The following is a 531-nucleotide window of genomic DNA, read 5'->3' as shown; positions in this document are numbered from 1 at the left end:
CCGCGACGCGGAGGACTGGACGCAGCCGATCGACGACGACGTGCTCGACCTGCTCGGCGTCGGCTTCACCGGTCACCCCGCGCGTCTCGACGCCGGCCTGGTCGACATGGGCGGCCGCATGTACCACCCGGTGCTCGGGAGGTTCTTCTCGCCCGACCCGCTGGTGGTCTCACCCCTCGACGGTCAGGCATACAACCGCTGGAGCTACGTGCACAACCGGCCGCTGGTCGCGACCGATCCCACGGGCTACGCCGGGAGCTTCGGTAGCTCGGACGACGACGTCCGGGCGCTGCCGAGGCTGTGCGGCGCCGAGACCCACTGCTACCGCCCGATCGTCGTGCCCGATCCCAACTCCCCGAGCTCCGCACTGGACTCGTGGAACCGCGCCGTGGCGATGTTCGACGCCCCCAACGGCATCGGCCAGGGCGGCCCGAGCCACAACCCGCACACGGCCGGCCACACGCGTCACGGCAGCGACGCCGGACAGCCCGGCGGTACGCCGGAGTTCACGATCCGGGTGACCCCGGACAT

At 71.8% G+C, this 531-nt stretch carries 1 protein-coding gene; it reads left to right on the top strand.

Translation table 11 applies throughout. From position 1 onward, the window contains the following. Nucleotides 1-531, top strand: a 531-nt coding sequence (locus tag OEB96_RS00305; protein WP_266213374.1) for an RHS repeat-associated core domain-containing protein, incomplete at both ends; no start/stop codon positions are given.

The sequence above is a fragment of the Paraliomyxa miuraensis genome (genome assembly GCF_026337845.1).
Taxonomy (GTDB): Bacteria; Myxococcota_A; Polyangia; order Nannocystales; family Nannocystaceae; genus Paraliomyxa; species Paraliomyxa miuraensis.
The sequence above is the reverse complement of the archived record's forward strand: the minus strand, read 5'-3'. Positions and strand labels throughout refer to the sequence as shown.